The 16,310-nt window shown below is 66.6% G+C and carries 13 protein-coding genes; 4 read left to right on the top strand and 9 right to left on the bottom strand.

Annotation, left to right across the window (positions count from 1 at the left end; translation table 11 throughout):
• Positions 1-9: 9 nt before the first annotated feature.
• Positions 10-1,020 (bottom strand): LLM class flavin-dependent oxidoreductase, encoded by a 1,011-nt coding sequence (locus CCS01_RS13825; protein ID WP_158258379.1) that lies wholly within the window; start codon positions 1,018-1,020, stop codon positions 10-12.
• Between the two features lie 300 nt (positions 1,021-1,320).
• On the opposite strand from CCS01_RS13825, the gene CCS01_RS32810 reads away from it, so the two are divergent.
• The 4 genes from CCS01_RS32810 (at position 1,321) to CCS01_RS13810 (ending at position 7,963) form a co-directional block, all read left to right on the top strand.
• On the top strand, positions 1,321-1,524 hold the full coding sequence (locus CCS01_RS32810) for a hypothetical protein (RefSeq protein WP_146101745.1): 204 nt from the start codon (positions 1,321-1,323) through the stop codon (positions 1,522-1,524).
• 301 nt (positions 1,525-1,825) lie between these two features.
• Positions 1,826-2,677, top strand: a complete 852-nt coding sequence (locus tag CCS01_RS13820) for an alpha/beta fold hydrolase (protein WP_104519395.1) — start codon at positions 1,826-1,828, stop codon at positions 2,675-2,677.
• A gap of 619 nt (positions 2,678-3,296) precedes the next feature.
• A complete protein-coding gene (locus CCS01_RS13815) occupies positions 3,297-6,146 on the top strand; it encodes an FAD-dependent oxidoreductase (RefSeq protein WP_104519394.1) in 2,850 nt (949 codons plus the stop codon).
• 308 nt (positions 6,147-6,454) lie between these two features.
• The gene (locus tag CCS01_RS13810; RefSeq protein WP_104519393.1) at positions 6,455-7,963 is read left to right on the top strand and encodes a hypothetical protein; all 1,509 of its coding nucleotides are present in this window, start codon (positions 6,455-6,457) and stop codon (positions 7,961-7,963) included.
• Positions 7,964-8,407: 444 nt separating this feature from the next.
• On the opposite strand, the gene CCS01_RS13805 is transcribed toward CCS01_RS13810, so the two are convergent.
• From CCS01_RS13805 to CCS01_RS13765, 8 genes are all read right to left on the bottom strand, one after another.
• A complete protein-coding gene (locus tag CCS01_RS13805; RefSeq protein ID WP_104519392.1) occupies positions 8,408-8,650 on the bottom strand; it encodes a DUF29 family protein in 243 nt (80 codons plus the stop codon).
• 57 nt (positions 8,651-8,707) lie between these two features.
• Entirely contained in the window at positions 8,708-9,010 is a 303-nt protein-coding gene (locus CCS01_RS32805; protein ID WP_146101744.1) for a type II toxin-antitoxin system RelE/ParE family toxin, read from the bottom strand.
• Between the two features lie 251 nt (positions 9,011-9,261).
• Complete coding sequence (locus CCS01_RS13795) at positions 9,262-9,948, bottom strand: ABC transporter ATP-binding protein (RefSeq protein WP_408887489.1); 687 nt, start codon at positions 9,946-9,948, stop codon at positions 9,262-9,264.
• Positions 9,941-11,194: a lipoprotein-releasing ABC transporter permease subunit gene (locus tag CCS01_RS13790; protein WP_104519389.1), complete on the bottom strand. Its 1,254-nt coding sequence runs from the start codon at positions 11,192-11,194 to the stop codon at positions 9,941-9,943. The genes CCS01_RS13795 and CCS01_RS13790 overlap by 8 nt, the downstream gene beginning before the upstream one ends.
• A 260-nt stretch (positions 11,195-11,454) precedes the next feature.
• Positions 11,455-12,774, bottom strand: coding sequence for a proline--tRNA ligase (gene proS / locus CCS01_RS13780; protein ID WP_104519388.1), 1,320 nt, complete (start codon positions 12,772-12,774; stop codon positions 11,455-11,457).
• Positions 12,775-13,218: 444 nt separating this feature from the next.
• On the bottom strand, positions 13,219-13,482 hold the full coding sequence (locus CCS01_RS13775; RefSeq protein WP_104519387.1) for a DUF1467 family protein: 264 nt from the start codon (positions 13,480-13,482) through the stop codon (positions 13,219-13,221).
• A gap of 6 nt (positions 13,483-13,488) precedes the next feature.
• On the bottom strand, positions 13,489-15,147 hold the full coding sequence (locus CCS01_RS13770) for a ribonuclease J (protein WP_104519386.1): 1,659 nt from the start codon (positions 15,145-15,147) through the stop codon (positions 13,489-13,491).
• An 18-nt stretch (positions 15,148-15,165) separates the two neighbouring features.
• Positions 15,166-15,975, bottom strand: a complete 810-nt coding sequence (locus CCS01_RS13765; RefSeq protein WP_104519385.1) for a type III pantothenate kinase — start codon at positions 15,973-15,975, stop codon at positions 15,166-15,168.
• Positions 15,976-16,310 lie beyond the last annotated feature (335 nt).

Genomic DNA, 16,310 nt, shown 5'->3' with positions numbered 1-16,310 from the left:
CGGTCCTGGTCAGGCAGAGCGGACGGCGGGGAAGACATCCTCGGCAATGATCTGCATCTGCTCCATTGCCAGGCTGGCGGGCATGCCGGCCCAGTGGATGCCCAGCACAATTGTGTTTATACCGAAACGGCGCTGCAGCCCCAGGATCTGGTCCGTGACCTCGGCGGGGGAGCCGAACAGGAAGCGGTCGTTCATCAGGTCCTCGAAGTCGACGCTGAACGCGTCCCCGGCCGGCATCACCTTGTCCTGGCCCCAGTCGCGATAGGCGCTGTACTTGGCCTCCAGATAGGGACGCGCGAGCCGGATCGCCTCGGCGCGGGTGGGGGCGACGAAGACCTCGCGCAGCATCGGCAGTTCGCTCGGCAACGGCTTGCCGCACGCGTCCAGGGCGCGCTTGTACACCTCCATCTGTTGCGCGATGGTGTCGATCTTGTTGTGCGGGTTGATGAACCAGGCATCGGCGACGCGGGCGGCGCGGCGGATGCCGGCGTCGGCGTTGGCGCCGATCCAGATGGGCGGCATGGGCTTCTGCAGGGGCTTGACGGTGCAGTTGGCGTTGTCGAGCGCGAAGTAGCTGCCCTTCATGGTCACGAAATCCTCGCCCCACAGGCGCTTGACCGCTTCCAGGCATTCCTCGAAGCGGCGGGCGGACTGCTTCTGGGTGGCGCCGAATGCCTTGAATTCGACCTCGCGGTAGCCGATGCCGGCGCCGAACACCAGCTTGCCGTCACACATGATATCCAACGATGCGAGTTCCTCGGCGACGTGCAGCGGGCTGTGCAGCGGCAGCAGCACCACGCCGGGGCACAGGCGCAGCTTCGGCGCGACCAGCGCGACCTGGCAGAGATACGGGATCTGCTGGATGTACTGGAACGGGTGCGAGGCGTAGTGCGATCCCTTGGCGATCAGGTCGTAGCCGAGTTGCTCGGCGCGTTTCGCGGCATCCAGGTCCTCGCGCAGGCGCAGCCGCATGTCGTCGCCCTGCGGGTACTGGCCGCGGATGATCAGGCCGAAGCGCATTGTGGTGCCTCCCGGATGATGGCTGCCGCAGCGTGGCACCGGGGGCATGGGTGTCAAGCGCGACGCCTTGAGGGTCTGCCGTGATGGGTGGCTGCGCGCGCCGGGCGATGGGTGCATGCGTGGCCTGGACGCCGATCTCCTTGCAATCGTCACCCCCGCACGGTAACGTCCTCGTGCGTTCGCTTTGAGGGGTTGGTTTCATAAGAAGACTGCAATGGTAGCCGCCGGGTGACCTGGCGGAGATCCGGCCTGATGGCCGCCGGCATCGTTTCGCTTTAGCTTTATTCGCGAAGGTGACTCATGGCTGAGCCTGCCGCCTCCCATTCCATGACGCCCAGCCGGCAGCTTGAACGGTTCGTTGCACAAACGAACATCAAGCGGTTCCAGCACATGCTGCAGGAGGTCCGCGCCGACGCCGAGCAGCGGCTGATCGAGGAGCTGCTGGCCGAGGAATTCCGGAAGCTGCAGCTGGTCGAGAGCGATGCCTACTGCCCGCCTTTTTGACGCCCGTCCGCGGTGTTGCACAGGCGCCGGCATGGCGGCGGCCGTTGCCCCTCCGTCATGGCCGGGCGTGTCCCCGTGCGTATCAGGATAGGGCAACGGTTGGAGAAGGATTTGGTGCCCAGTCCGTTGCCTCACCGTCGTGGCCGGGCGTGTCCCGGCCATCTGCGCTTCAACGGTTGGGGGGTGGATGGCCGGGACACGCCCGGCCACGACGATAGAGAGACGATCGGCTGCCGGTCTCTTGCCGCAGCCCCTGCGCCTCGTTTAGCGTCCGCCGTGTGATCGTCGGACGGATAACATCATGATATCACGCCGATTGGTGACTGCCGCGATGACCCTGCTGCCGATGCCGCTGGCCTGGGCACGGCCGCCGCTCTGGCTGGAACTGCCTCCCACCCCCACCCTGCCGGAAACGACACGCAGCGGCTACGCGCCGGTCAACGGCATCCGGCTGTGGCACGCAGTGTTCGGCCAGGGCGAGCCGGTGGTGTTCCTGCACGGCGGCCTGGCGAACGCGAACTACTGGGGCCTGCAGGTGCCGGTGGTGGCGAAGCAGTACCAGGTCATCGTCCTCGACAGCCGCGGCCACGGCCGCAGCACCCGCGACAACCGGCCGTACGGGTACGACCTGATGGCGGACGACGTGATCGGCCTGCTGGACTATCTGAAGGTACCCAAGGCCGCGGTGGTGGGCTGGAGCGACGGCGGCATCCTGGGGCTCGACCTGGCGATCCGCCACCCGGAGCGGGTGACCAAGGTCTTCGCCTTCGCCGCCAACAGCGATCCCTCGGGCGTGGTCAACGGCGTCGAGAAGAACCCGACCTTCGCCCGCTTCATCGCCCGGGCGGGCCTCGAGTACCGGGCGCTGTCCACCACGCCCAACGAATACCAGGCCTTCGTCGATGCCATCAGCCGCATGTGGGCGACGCAGCCAAACTGGACCACGCGGCAACTGGCCGCGATCCGCACGCCGACGCTGGTGGCCGACGGCGACCACGACGAGGCGATCAAGCGGCCGCACACCGAATACCTCGCGGCGTCAATCCCTGGCGCCGGCCTGCTGATCCTGCCGGAGACGAGCCATTTCTCGTTCCTGCAGGACCCGGACCAGTTCACCTGGCACGTCCTGCACTTCCTCGGGCAGCCGGCCTAGCGCCGCTCGCCGGAAATGCCGACCCTGTTGGATGTGGGAGCGGAAGGCCCGCCGCCTTTCGCCTTGGCCGCGGTCGAAGGTCTGGGGGAATGGGTCTGGATCTCTGGCGGCCGGCATCGACGCCATCCGGAACCGTTCGTACCCGCTTATCCTTTCGCACTCTTCAACACGAAGAAGACGAAGGATCACGAAGCGCCACGGAGACCGGACCATGCCGGCCGATCGGGACCGGACGAACCGCCTCATCGGGCTGGTGATCGCGGTGCATCGCACGATAGACCCGGACCTGCTCGCATCTGCCCTGCTGATCGCTTAAGGGCAGCACGCGCCGCCTCGTTGTTTGACTCGTTCACACCCCTCCGGGGTCCTTCGCGTTCTCCGTGTTGAGAGCGGTCGCCAATCCAGGCTCCGCCGCCGCCTTGAGCCGCCCGGACGGCAGTGCCGCCCGCCGCAAATGCCACTCCACGGGAGCGTGACGGAACACCCTTTGCCTTTCGCCCCGTCACGGTCTGCAACGGCTGAGGGAATGGGGGGCGGACTCTCCGGCAGCCGTCCCAGCAAGGCTGTTTCATGCAAATGACGGGTTGGAGCCGGGCGTGATGTTTGCCATAGAGCGCCCATGCGCCTGACCCATCCAAACATCCAGCCCGCCGCCCAATCCATCACCTTCCAGTTTGATGGCCAGACCATCAAGGCGCTGGAGGGCGAGACCATCTCCGCCGCCCTGGCGGCCGCCGGCGTCACCACGCTCCGCCACACCCAGTCCGGCGCGCCACGCGGCGCGTTCTGCGGCAATGGCGCCTGCTACGACTGCGTCGTCACCATCGACGGCCGGTCCGGCCAGCGCGCCTGCATGACGCCGGCGGCGGACGGCATCACGGTGACCAGCACGCCGCCCGAGACTCTGGCCGTGCCGCAAGCGGCGCCGGCCGCCGAGGAACGCGCGTGCGACATCCTGATTGTCGGCGGCGGCGTCGCCGGCCTGTCCGCCGGCATCGCCGCGGCCCGGGCCGGCGCCTCGGTGGTAATTCTGGACGAACGCCCGGCCCCCGGCGGCGAGTTCGCCCGGCCGCTGGCGCCGAGCCACACCAATCTCAGGCCGGACCGGAAATTCAGGCTGGGCATCGACCTGCGCGGCCAGGCCATCAACGCCGGCGTGCAGATTGAATCCAACGCCATCGTCTGGGGCGCCTTCGCGCCGGATGAGATCGCCGCGGTGGTGCGCGGCCGGTCCGTCACCTATCGCCCGCGCCGGCTGATCCTCGCCACTGGTGCGTTCGAGACGCCGATCCCGGTGCCCGGCTGGACTTTGCCGGGGGTGATGACCACCGGCGGTCTGCAGGCCCTGGTGCGCTCCCATCGCGTCGCGCCCGGGGAGCGTATCCTGCTCGCCGGCAACGGCCCGCTGAACATGCAGCTTGCCTGCGAACTGCTGGCCTGCGGCATCAAGCCGGTGGCGGTGATCGAGGGCGCGATGAACCCCGGCATGCTGCAATGGCCTGACGTCTTCAAGATGTCCTGGTGGGGCGGCGACCTGCTCCGCGAGGGGCGGGAGATGCTGTGGGAACTGAAAAAGGCCAAGGTGCCGGTGCTGTGGGAAACGGCGCTGGACCGCCTGGAAGGCGACGGCCGGGTGCAGGTCGCCATCGCCGGCGAGCAGCGGTTCGAGGTCGACGTCGTCGCCCTGAACGTCGGCTTCCATCCCGAGAACACCCTGGCCCGCGCCCTGGGCGTGGCGCACCGGTGGGTCAATGTCGGCCCGGGCTACCTCGCCACCAAGGCGGATGACGACGGCCGCACCTCGATCGAGACGGTCTTCGCGGCTGGCGACAACACCGTCATCGGCGGCGCCCGCATTGCGCAGTGGCAGGGCTGGCTGACCGGCCAGGCGGCGGCACGCGACCTCGGCTTCAACGCCCCGGTGCTGGAGCGGGCGGCGATCGCCGTCGCGCGCGCCAAGGAATTTCAGCAGTCGCTGTTGTTCGTGTTCGACGCCGATCGGGTGAAGATCAAGGACGAGGCGATCGTCTGCCGCTGCGAGGAGGTCACCGCGGGCGAGCTGCGGGCACAGATCGCCGCCGGCGTGACCTCGCTGCCGGCGCTGAAGAAGGCGACGCGCGCCGGCATGGGCGACTGCCAGGGCCGCTTCTGCGCGAATACCATCGGCCGACTGTGCCCCGACAAGCAGGAGGACGTCGCCTTCGCCTCGCCCCGCGCCCCGCTGCGGCCGGTGCCGATCGGCGCGGTGATGCGGGAGGCGCCGGAATTCGCCGCGGACGTCGTGGCGGACCCGCCGCTGCCCGCGCACCTGCACGCCGTGCCGGCCGAGCCGGTGGCGGCGCGGCAGGCGGACGTCGTGGTCGTCGGCGGCGGGGTGGTTGGCGTCTCGACCGCCTACTTCCTCGCCAAGAACGGCGCCGACGTCCTGCTGCTGGACCGTGACGAGATCGGCATGGCGGCCAGCACGGCGAATGCCGGCAGCCTGCACGTGCAGTTGCTGTCCTACGACTTCACCGGCGAGACCCCGGCCGACGGCGGGCCGGCCGGCCATACCCTGCCGCTGGGACCGCGCGGTATCGGGCTGTGGCAGGACATCGCCGCCGAAGCTGGCGACGACCTGGGCCTGCACGTCAGAGGCGGCCTGATGCTGGCCGAGGATGAGGCCGGGGTCGCCTGGCTGCGCCGCAAGGCGGCGGTGGAGAAGCGCTACGGCATCGACACCCGGATGCTGACCAGTAATGAGCTGCGCGACCTCGCCCCCGCGGTGTCGGACCGGATGCTGGGTGCCGCGTTCGCCCCCGGCGAGGGCTTCGGCGACCCGCTGCGTGCCATGACGGCGCTGCTGCGTTTGGCAAAGGCGCATGGCGCGCGGGTGTTGCGCGGGGCGGAGGTGACGGCGATCGAGCGCTCGGGTTCCGGCTGGACGCTGGCCACGGGTAAGGGCACCGTCTCGGCCGGGCGGGTGGTGAACGCGACCGGCGCCTGGGCGGCGCGGGTTGGCCGGATGGTGGGACTGGACCTGCCGGTGGCGGGGACGGTGCAGCAGGTGACCGTGACCGAGGCGGCGCCGGTGCTGACGAAGCACCTGGTCGCGATGGCCGGCCGGCATCTGTCGGTGAAGCAGCAGGCCAACGGCAGGCTGCTGATTGGCGGCGGGTGGTACGGCAGCCTGGATGCGGCGACCGGCTGGACGCGCAACCAGCGGACGGCGATCGAGGGCAATTTGTGGACCTGCGCCCGGGCGCTGCCGGCGGTGGCGGCGCTGTCGATGCTGCGGGCGTGGACGGGGCTTGCGCCGGCGATCGACCGCGCGCCGCTGCTGGGCGAGGCGCCGGGGCGGCCGGGGTTCTACAATGCGGTGACCGCCAACGGGTTCACGCTGGGGCCGGTTGTGGGGCAAATGACCGCGGCGGCCATCCTGCATGGCGAGGCGATCGATCCGCGGTACACGCTGCAACGGTTCGGGTGAACGGTGCGGCGGTTCGGCTGGAGGGCGCGATACTGGCAGGCGCGGTGGTTGACCGTTGCCCTCGTGTGATTGCCGGGCTTGTCCTGGCTATCCTTGTCTTTAGTTGGCCGAAAGCGGAATGGCGGGTTCTTGGCGGAGGGCGCGAAAATCTGACATACGTTCAGTTGAAGAGGGAAGAGGCTTCGGTCTGACGCTGAAGGTCGCTTGGGTGCTTCCGTCATGAGGGCCAGCTTATAGCTGCCCATAAATCGTCGCCGTGACAGGATCGACACTGTGTTGTATCGTTGCTGGGACTGGATAAGCACGGCATGGCCTTTTTCGACGATTATAAGCCCTTTCGGAACCATCTGCGCAAGTTTCCGCTGCTTCCGAGCTTAGTGGAAATTTGGCGCCTATCGCTCGACCTGCTCTATGATCGGCCGCTACCGCCCGATTATCTGACCGGCCGACCGGCGCTCGCCCATGGGCCGTTGAACAAATATTTGTATCCCTGGGATCTTGACATCCTGTCGAGGGAACTGTTGCTGAACGCATCGACAAATGGGACGCGCACGCTCAAGAAATGGAGCGACCTCGCCAACACGATAAACTATATTCGGCGCCTCGAGGATGTCGCCTTCACCACGGGACATGACCCTCAGGCTGATGTCCTACGCGATTTGCACCGCATCGCTCATCGGCAGTGGCCATGGCAGATTGACGCGGGGGCGGCCCCGTTGATGCGAGCGTTGAAGGTATTCGGAACCGAGGCCGTCGACCGGCTTGTTGTCCAGACGCTCGGCATGACGATAAAGCAAGCCATTTTGCTCGGATCTGCCGTTAGTGGGAGCTTTCTAAACAATTCGGGCATGAGTATCAATCAGGACTATGGGGTTCTAGGAATTCCCCGCGACGCGTCGATTGCACTGCTCAGTAGACTTACAAGTACGACTTCAGATCTCCGCCGCGAAATCGTCGCTCAGCAACGCTATGACCAGGATTGGGCATATGGCCAAAATCCACTCGAGAAACGGCCCCTAATCAGTGTTGACCCGAGCTTTCCTGATCGTGTTCTCTGCCCTATGCCATGGTGGTTAATGCGACGGCTGTCGGGCGGCATTTTCTACGACCTTGTGAGCCTCGCGGAGTTTAGCAATCCGTTCGGCGAGTCTTTCCAAGACTATGTGGGCGACATTATTAAGCTTACGTGCAAACCGCCGAGGTTCACCATCCTGCCCGAGGAGCCTTACTTTGTTGGACAGCGGAAGATGCACGGCGTTGACTGGACGGTCTCCGACCACACTGGCCATCTCTTTGTAGAGGCGAAGGCGAAGCGTCTCACGGTTGGCTCAAAGGTCCGTTCCGAAACGGCACCGCTCGATCGCGACCTGAACATTATGGCCATGGCCATCGTGCAGCATTATCAGAATATTCGGCGTAGTCTCGATAGGCAGACTTCATGGAAGCCGGACGGCCTTCCAATTTACCCGCTGATCTTGACGCTAGAGGACTGGTTTTTTATCAGCCCACGCGTCAACGAAATGCTGACGGCCCATATCGGCACGCTGCTGGCGAAGGCCGATGTACCAGCTTCTATCGTTGAGAGTATGCCCTACATCATTGCCTCCGCCCAAGAGTTCGAGATTATCAGCCAACTTATTAGCCAGATCGGTATTAATCCGATCTTGAGCAGGTGCATTGAGCCGGACAGGCAGAGCTGGGCCCTCCTTCCTATTGTACGCGGGTTTTTCAAAGACGAACTCAAAAATGCTGATGGCTTTCTGTTTCGGGCAGAGTTCATGCAGCTTTGGCAAAACATCTATGCGAACCACCAATAGGATATAGGGAGATGCCAGCCCCAGTGACCCCGGCTGAGTTCGACAAGATTCGAGACAAGGTTTGGCCGCTAGGGGACCGGTACTGCTTGCCAACAGCATGACGACTTCGGTCCAGGATTTCCGCCAAAACGCTGGCCGGACCGACGGCGGGCTGACTTGCCCAAGACAGTTGAGTTTGCACTCTCCGACATGATGACCGCTCTTGAGAAGGGGCCGGCTTCAGTTGATCGGAAGCTCTGGCCGCCTTCACGCCATCCGGCCAGGCGTTGGCTCGCGTCGCAGCGGCTGCGCGGCACTTTCCAGTCACCGCGCGGCCGCCTCGGCAACCCGTTCGGTCCCGGCTGACCATCGGCGCACGGTCGTCGCGCTGCACGCCCAGCCGCTGAGCAAGCTCGCACCGCGGCCAATCAAGAGCGGCAGGACAATCGCGGAACCGGTCGGGCGTCATTGCGTAACGGCCTCCGGCCAGAACCCATCGTCGATTACCTGCTCGAACGGCCAGGGGCATGTTGTGGGAAAGCTGCTCTCCGGCAGGCTGGTCACACGCTCCGCCGCCAGCAGCGCGTCGCCATAGGGTTCGGCGAGGATGGTGGGGAGCCTGTCCTTCAGGCTGGGGTTCTGCCCCGGAATGCGATCATCCCGGCGACGTTGCTCGCGAATGATCGTGGCACAATCCCGTCCTGTCATATCATCAGGGTCAGGTGGACCCGCGCCGCCACCAAGGGTAGAGACACCGGGCGCTTATCAAGGCAGCATACGGTTCGGTATATCCGCTGTGACGTAGAAAACGCCCGAGATAACCGGCGGCATCGTCAGGCTGTAGGAAATCCAGTAACTTCCTTCAATGATCCAACGCCGGCCATAGCGTTTCAGGGCGGGATAAGGGCGGGGCGCTTCCAGTCCGGCCTCTGGCGCGCGGGCGATGCGAAGTTTCGCTCGCTCAAGGGCATTCAAAAGATTGACCGCGGCTGCAATCCGTTTCTTTGCTTCATAGTGGGCAATAAGCCGATCGACCTGGGCTTCGGCTTCGGGACTGAGCGAGATCACTCGTCGGGGGATGGCTTTCGCTCAGCCTGCAGCCGCTTGCCCTGCATGCGGGCTATGCTTGCCCGAAGCCGATGGAGAACTGGCTCAAGCGGGACCGCTTGCCCAGCCTCTATTTGCGCCTCGCTGCGTTCAAGCGATTCCATGACCCAGCCCGGCGGCATTTTTTCGGGAATGGTATCCATGGCCAACTTATAGGCCAACCATGGGTGCCTTTCCAGCCTGACCGATATCTCTCATGCCCCCGCCCCCGCCTACCCCAACCGCCCGTCCCGCAACGTCACCGTCCGGTCCATCCGCGCCGCCAGGTCCGGGTTATGCGTCGCGATCAGCGCCGCCAGGCCGTGCTGCCGCACGATCGCCAGCAGCTCGTTGAACACCACGTCCGCCGTTCCGACGTCCAGGTTGCCCGTCGGCTCGTCGGCCAGCAGCAGCTTCGGGCCGTTGGCCAGCGCCCGCGCGATCGCCACTCGCTGCTGCTCGCCGCCCGACAGCTTGCCCGGCAGGTGCGAAAGCCGCGCCCCCAGGCCGAACGCCGACAGCAGCGCCCGTCCCCGATCCTGTGCCGCCCGGCGCGACCGCCCGGCGATCATCTGCGGCAGCACGACGTTCTCCAGCGCCGAGAACTCGGCCAGCAGGTGGTGGGCCTGGTAGACGAAGCCGATGGTGTCGCGGCGCACGGCGGTGCGGGCGGCGTCGGGCAGGCCGCCGGCATCCCGCCCCTCGATCAGCACCGAACCGCCGTCGGCGCGGTCCAGCAGCCCGGCGACATGCAGCAACGTCGACTTGCCTGCCCCCGAGGGCGCCACCAGCGCGACGATCTCCCCGGCCCGCACCGTCAGATCGGCGCTGCGCAGCACCGGCAGGTCGCCGCCCTCGCCGCGGTAGGTCCGCTTCACACCGCGCAGCACCAACGTGTCACCCATGGGCGTGTCACTCATGGCGCAGGGCCTCCACCGGGTCGGTGCGCGCCGCCCGCCAGCTTGGATACAGCGTCGCCAGCAGCGACAGCGCCAGGCCGAGCGCGACGACCTGCGCCACGTCGCCCCAGTCGATCGTGTTGGGCAGCTCGGTCAGCATGAACACCGAGGCGTCGAACACCCGCCCGCCGGTGACGTTCTCGATGAAATGCTGGATCGCGTGGATGTTCCAGCAGAACACCACGCCGATCAGCGTGCCGATGACGGTGCCGGCGACGCCGACGAAGGCGCCGCACATCAGGAAGATGCGCATGATCGCGAAGCTGGAGGCGCCGATGGTCCGCAGCACGGCGATGTCGGCGCGCTTGTCCTTCACCAGCATGATCAGCGACGACACCACGTTGAACGCGGCGACCAGGACGATCATGCCCAGCACGATGAACATGGTGTCCTTCTGCACCTGCAGCACGCCGATGATGGTGTCGTTGGCGTGGCGCCAGTCGCGGGCATAGACCGGGCGGCCGCGCAGCAGCGGCGCCAGTTCGCGCGCCGCGGCGTTCACCTTGTCGGGGTCCTTCAGGCGGATCTCGATCCCTGTGATGGCGTCCGGCTTCTGGAAGAAGATCTGCGCCGCCGGCAGCGGCAGGAACACCACGCTGCTGTTGTAGTCGTTCAACCCGGCGTCGAAGATCGCCACCACCTTGTAGGCGCGCACGCGGGGAATGGTGCCGAACGCCGTCGCCGCGCCCTCGGGCGAGATCACCGTCAGCGAACTGCCGATGCGCAGGCGGTAGGCGTTGGCCAGCCCGACGCCGATGACGATGGCGTCGTCGCCGGTGAAGCTATCCAGGCTGCCGGCGACGATGTTGTCGCTGATCGGGTGCAGCGCGCGCAGGTCCTCCAGGCTGATGCCGCGCACCAGGCCGCCGCGGGCGCCGCCGTTCTGGGTGGACAGCAGCGCCTGCCCGTCCAGCACCGGCGTCGCCGAGGCGATGTCCGGCAGGTCGCGGATCTGCCCGACCAGGGGCCGGTAATCGGCGATTTTCTGCCCGGCGTAGGCTTCCACCGTGATGTGGCCATTCACGCCCAGGATGCGCGACACCAGTTCGACCTGGAAGCCGCTCATCACCGAGGTGACGACGATCAGGGTGGCGACGCCGAGGGCGATGCCGATGAGCGAGAAGATGGCGATGATCGAGACGAACCGCTCACCCTTACGGGCGCGCAGGTAGCGGCCGGCGACCATGCGTTCAAAGGGGCCGAACATTCAGGGGCACTTCCCGGATGAGAGATCGGGACGGTTCAGATGGGACTGGTACTGCCAAGCTGCCGGGATGACACCGGCGGCGCCAGGTCGTCTCCCTATCGTCATGGCCGGACGTGTCCCGGCCATCTACGCTTCAAGGGCGGGGGGTGGATGGCCGGGACACGCCCGGCCATGACGGAGAGGGCGGCCATGACGGAGAGGGCGGCCATGACGGAGAGGGCGGCCATGACGGAGAGGGTACGCCTCAAACGGAACCTGCCCTAGCCAATCCTCGCCAGCGCCTCTTCCGGCGTCACTTCTACCCGTTCGCCGGTGGCGCGGCGCTTCAGCTCCACCGTGCCGGCCGCCGCGCCGCGCGGGCCGACGACGATCTGCCAGGGATGCCCCATCAGGTCGGCATCGGCGAACTTGGCCCCGGCCCGGTCGCTGCGGTCGTCGTACAGCGCGTTGCCGCCGAATGCCGCGTACAGCCGCTCGCACAGCCCGTCACAGGCGGCATCGCCCGGCTTGAGGTTCAGGATCGCGGCCTTGAACGGCGCGACGCTGTCCGGCCAGATGATGCCGTTGTCGTCGTGGCTGGCCTCGATCACAGCGCCCACCAGGCGGGAGACGCCGATGCCGTAGCTGCCCATCTCGGGATGCACCAGCTTGCCGTCCGGTCCGGCGATCGCGGCGTTCATCGGCTTGGTGTACTTGGTGCCGAAGTAGAAGATGTGCCCCACCTCGATGCCGCGGCCCTCGCGACGGCGGTCCGCGGCGACGCTGTCCCAGCGGGCGGCGTCGTGCTTCTCGTCGGTGGCGGCGTAGTGGCTGGTCATCTGCTTGAAGAACCGCTCCAGGTCCTCCGGCTTGTCATGGCTGAACCCGCCGGCTCCGCCCGAGAGGTAGTCAATCTCCTCGAACGCCGCATCATAATACACCTGGCTCTCGCCCGTCGGCGCCAGGATGATGAACTCGTGGCTCAGGTCGCCGCCGATGGGCCCGGTGTCGGCTTCCATCGGGATCGCCTTCAGCCCCATGCGCTGGAAGGTGCGCATATAGGCCAGCATCATCTTGCGGTAGCTCATCACCGCGCCGGCATGGTCGAGGTCGAAGGAATAGGCGTCCTTCATCAGGAACTCCCGCCCGCGCATGACGCCGAACCGGGGCCGCACCTCGTCGCGGAACTTCCATTGGATATGGTACAGGATCTGCGGCAGCTCGCGGTAGCTCTTGACCGACTGGCGGAACAGGTCGGTCACCATCTCCTCGTTGGTCGGCCCGTACAGCATGTCGCGCTCGTGGCGGTCGCGGATTCGCAGCATCTCCTTGCCGTAGTCCTCATACCGGCCGCTCTCTTTCCACAACTCGGCCGGCTGGATGGTCGGCATCAGGATTTCCTGCGCCCCGGCATTGTCCTGCTCCTCCCGCACGATTCGCTCGATGTTGCGCAGCACGCGCAGGCCCAGCGGCAGCCAGGCGTAAATGCCGGCCGAGGTCTGACGCACCAGGCCGGCCCGCAGCATCAGCCGGTGCGAGGTGATCTGCGCCTCGGCCGGCGTTTCCTTCAGGGTGGGGATGAAAGCATGGGACAGGCGCATCGCGATCGGGTTCCGTTCAGAGGTGCCGTTGATCAGGGACCAGAGGCGGCCCTCGTAACCCGTTTACGCCGGCTCCGCTACCAGTATGGCGGCCGGCAATGAATGGCGCGGTTGCAACGCCGCGGGGCGGGTTACGTAAAGACGTACCAAAAATGATGCTATTTGTTAAATTATGTCCGCTCTAATGATCGCGCCGTAAGTTTTGTGCGCTGCACAACCCCTAAACGCAATAAACTTTCTGTTAGGGTCTGAAAAAGCTACAAAACAGCGTGACACGGGGCCGGAGTTTGGGTAACAAGGCCCGGGCTGCTTACCGGCGAGTATGCAGGCCAAGTTTGGGGAGGAAACGCCAACCGCTGGGAAAGTCAAGGACACTCCTGAGCTTTCCGTAGTGGGGAAGACCGGTCTAACGAATCAACAAACAAAACGTCCCAATACAAAAAGTCAGTTATCAACCGGCGCGGCAAACATGCCGTGCCGGAAACTGACATAATCGCTGCCAATCAGCCAGTACGCCCCCGTCCACAACACGCATGCCACGATCGTCGTGATGATGATTTTCATCAGCATCCGCGGCCGTTCCGGCGCCCCCCGCCAGCCGCTGCTGGCATCCGCTTTCGCCACCGGACGGGTGCCGATCGGCAGGACGGCAAACAGCGCCGTCCACCAGATCATCACAAACAGTACGGTGCCGGTGAACCAGTTCATCGCCGTTCAGATCCGGATCAGGTGAACGTCAACGGCCGGCCGCTTGCCGATGCGCCGCCCCAGGGCCCGGCGCAGCGCCGCACGCGCGGCATCGGCCAGCAGCGTGTCGTCGCGCCGCACGTCCGCCGGCAGGTCGCGCAGCGTGTCGGCGAAGTCGTCCGCCACCCGGTCGGTCCCGGCCTCGTCCGGCTCCAGCAGGCCGGGCGCGCTGACCCTGGGCCGCCCGAGCAGCCGCCCGGCCTGGTCCACCGCCAGGCTGGCGACGACGATGCCGTTGAACAGCATGCGGCGGCGAGCGCTCATCACGTCGCCCTTCAGCGGCAGCAGCCGGACCCCGTCCAGCACCAGCCGACCGGAGGGCGCGCTGTCGGTGATGGCCGGGCGGCCGGGGAACAGCGTGATGATGTCGCCGTCCTCCATCATGAACGGCTCCGCCCCGGCTTCCCGCGCCAGCTCGGCGTGCGCCGACAGGTGCCGCCATTCGCCGTGCACCGGCACCGAATAGCGCGGCTTCACCAGGCGGTACATCCGCCGCAGCTCGTCGCGCGCCGGATGGCCGGAGACGTGCACCAGGTGGTCGTCATCGGTCATCAGCCGTACCCCGGCGCGCACCAACTGGTCCTGCACCGTGCCGATGGCGCGTTCGTTGCCCGGGATCATGCGGGACGAGAAGATCACCGTGTCCCCTTCCCCCAGCGACACCCGCGGATGCTCGTCGCGTGCGATGCGGGCCAGGGCGCTGCGCGGCTCGCCCTGGCTGCCGGTGACGATCATCAGGATGTTGTCGTCCGGCACGTCGTCGATGTCGTCCTCGGTCAGGAACGGCGGGATCGAGCGCAAATAGCCGCACTCCCGCGCCGCGGCGTCGATGTTGCGCAGCGACCGGCCGACCAGGGCGACGCTGCGGCCGGCGTCCTGCGCCGCCAGCGCGATCGACTCCATGCGCGCGACGTTGGAGGCGAAGCAGGTGACCGCCACCCGCCCGGTCAGGTCGCGGATCAGCGCCGAGAGGCTGTTGCGGACATCCAGCTCGCTGCCGGAGTGTCCCTCGACCATGGCGTTGGTCGAGTCGCACACCATCGCCAGCACGCCCTTCGCCCCCAGCGCTGCCAACGCCGCCTCGTCTGTCGGCGGGCCGATCAGCGGGTTGGGGTCGAGCTTCCAGTCTCCGGTGTGCAGCAGGATGCCGGCCGGCGTCTCGATCACCAGCGCCTGCGCCTCGGGGATGGAGTGCGCCAGCTTCAGGAAGCGCACCGCGAACGGCTTCAGGTCGATGCTGCCGCCCGGCGGGACGACGCGCACCGGGACCTGGTTGGCCAGCCCCACCTCGGTCAGCTTGCGGCGCAGCACCGCGGCGGCGAACGGCGTGGCGTAGACCGGGCACTGCAGCTGCGGCCACAGCCAGGCGACGGCGCCGATATGGTCTTCATGCGCATGCGTGATCACCAGCCCGCGCAGCCGCTCCCGCCGATCGGCGATGAAGCCGGGATCGGCCATCATCACCTCGACCTCGGGAAGTTCGCTGCCGCCGAAGCCAATGCCGCAATCCACTGCGATCCAGGTTTCCTGGCCGGCCTCGCGCCAGCGGTACAGGTTGAGGTTCATGCCAATTTCGCCCGTCCCGCCCAGCGGCAGGAAGGCCAGTTCACCGATGTCTTCGTCCATCTGTAAGATTTCGTTCCGTTACTCGTGTTCGATCAGTCGCGTTCTCTCCCGGGGCAATGTGGGCGCTGGGTTGCGCTCCGCCAACATCCGCAGGCCATCCAGTGTCAGGTCGGGCTCGATATGTTCGATCATCAGCGTGCCCTCGGCGAACAGCGGCGCCAGGCCGCCGGTGGCGACGACCTTCATCGGGCTGCCGAATTCGGTCGTGATCCGGGCCAGCAGGCCCTCGATCAGGCCGACATAGCCCCAGTAGATGCCGGACTGCATCGCCGGCACGGTGGAGCGGCCGATGACCGACTGCGGCCGGCCGATGCCGATGCGCGGCAGGCGGGCGGCGGCTTGGTGGAGGGCCTCGATCGAGAGGTTGATGCCGGGGCAGATCACGCCGCCCAGGTAGGCGCCGGTGCCGTCGACCACGTCGAACGTGGTGGCGGTGCCGAAATCGACGACGATCAGCGGCCCGCCGAACCGCCTGTGCCCGGCCAGAGCGTTCAGCAGCCGATCGGCGCCGACTTCGCCGGGCTGGTCCACCTTGATCGCGAAGCCCCAGTCCAGGCTGGCGCGGGCGACCAGCGGCTCGACATGGAACCAGTCGCGGCACAGGCGGCGCAGGTGGTACAGCGCGGCGGGAACCACCGTGCCGATGACGGCACCGGTGATCTGCTCGCGCTTCAGGTCGCACAGGCTCAGCAGGCTGCTGAGCCAGACGGCATACTCGTCCGAGGTCCGCTGCGCGTCGGTGCGGATGCGCCAGACGCCGCGCCAGACGGTGCCGTCGTGGACCGCGAACACGATGTTGGTGTTGCCGGCGTCGATGACCAGCAGCATGGCTAAACCGGCACATCCGCGCCGCGGTGCCGGGCAGCGGCGACAATTGGTATGTGTTTCATGACCCTGCGGTGTAGCCCCTGGGGTGTTGCTATGTCTGGACCGGTGTAGGCCGGAATGCCGCCACTTGATCGCTCGGTCGGGCTGGTGTCAACGTGCGGTTGAGTCCAGAGCGCGTCATCTTCCGGGTAGTGCCGCGTGCACCCTCCGCGTACCGGGTCGTCACCCTATCGTCATGGCCAAGCGTGTCCCGGCCATCCCCCCCACCGTCGAAGTGCAGATGGCCGGGACACGCCCGGCCATGACGGTGAGGCAACCGACTGGGCACTCGTTTT

Source organism: Rhodopila globiformis, from assembly GCF_002937115.1.
Lineage (GTDB): Bacteria > Pseudomonadota > Alphaproteobacteria > Acetobacterales > Acetobacteraceae > Rhodopila > Rhodopila globiformis.
Note: the sequence above shows the minus strand (reverse complement) of the source record. Positions and strands in the feature narration are given on the sequence as shown.

What these genes read in the sequence shown, in the direction of transcription:
- CCS01_RS13825 (WP_158258379.1), bottom strand. Translation starts at nt 1,020, where the DNA reads ATGCGCTTCGGCCTGATCATCCGCGGCCAGTACCCGCAGGGCGACGAC.
- CCS01_RS32810 (WP_146101745.1), top strand. Translation starts at nt 1,321, where the DNA reads ATGGCTGAGCCTGCCGCCTCCCATTCCATGACGCCCAGCCGGCAGCTT.
- CCS01_RS13820 (WP_104519395.1), top strand. Translation starts at nt 1,826, where the DNA reads ATGATATCACGCCGATTGGTGACTGCCGCGATGACCCTGCTGCCGATG.
- CCS01_RS13815 (WP_104519394.1), top strand. Translation starts at nt 3,297, where the DNA reads ATGCGCCTGACCCATCCAAACATCCAGCCCGCCGCCCAATCCATCACC.
- CCS01_RS13810 (WP_104519393.1), top strand. Translation starts at nt 6,455, where the DNA reads ATGGCCTTTTTCGACGATTATAAGCCCTTTCGGAACCATCTGCGCAAG.
- CCS01_RS13805 (WP_104519392.1), bottom strand. Translation starts at nt 8,650, where the DNA reads ATGACAGGACGGGATTGTGCCACGATCATTCGCGAGCAACGTCGCCGG.
- CCS01_RS13795 (WP_408887489.1), bottom strand. Translation starts at nt 9,948, where the DNA reads ATGAGTGACACGCCCATGGGTGACACGTTGGTGCTGCGCGGTGTGAAG.
- CCS01_RS13790 (WP_104519389.1), bottom strand. Translation starts at nt 11,194, where the DNA reads ATGTTCGGCCCCTTTGAACGCATGGTCGCCGGCCGCTACCTGCGCGCC.
- proS (WP_104519388.1), bottom strand. Translation starts at nt 12,774, where the DNA reads ATGCGCCTGTCCCATGCTTTCATCCCCACCCTGAAGGAAACGCCGGCC.
- CCS01_RS13775 (WP_104519387.1), bottom strand. Translation starts at nt 13,482, where the DNA reads ATGAACTGGTTCACCGGCACCGTACTGTTTGTGATGATCTGGTGGACG.
- CCS01_RS13770 (WP_104519386.1), bottom strand. Translation starts at nt 15,147, where the DNA reads ATGGACGAAGACATCGGTGAACTGGCCTTCCTGCCGCTGGGCGGGACG.
- CCS01_RS13765 (WP_104519385.1), bottom strand. Translation starts at nt 15,975, where the DNA reads ATGCTGCTGGTCATCGACGCCGGCAACACCAACATCGTGTTCGCGGTC.